A 288-nucleotide genomic window follows, 5' to 3' on the forward strand; every position below is an offset into this window, starting at 1 on the left:
TCTCAACATCGTATACCGAAACTGCAATTAGCAATGCCCAAAAAACTGAAGGCTCATTAATCATATATTTAATTCATACACTCGAAAAAATGCTCTGGATTTTACTAAGTAAGGCTGTTGCCATCCCAGAAAAAATCAATCCTATAGCAATAACAAGTAAGGCTGCAGCGATAATATAGGAAACCGAAGTAAGCCCTCTTTGCTGCCTCACTACTTTCCGATCATAAACCATTAACAATTGAATTCAGTTTGGCTGACAGTGTAGTTCCTAAACCTGAGAATACAGTT

The 288-nt window shown here is 37.2% G+C and carries 1 pseudogene; it reads right to left on the reverse strand.

Annotated features, from left to right (window positions below):
- A pseudogene (locus AB4486_RS23340) lies at nucleotides 1-64 on the reverse strand (prepilin peptidase); the annotation flags it as partial.
- Nucleotides 65-288: the final 224 nt, after the last annotated feature.

The organism is Vibrio sp. 10N.222.55.C6 (assembly GCF_041473395.1).
GTDB classification, from domain to species: Bacteria; Pseudomonadota; Gammaproteobacteria; order Enterobacterales; family Vibrionaceae; genus Vibrio; species Vibrio crassostreae_C.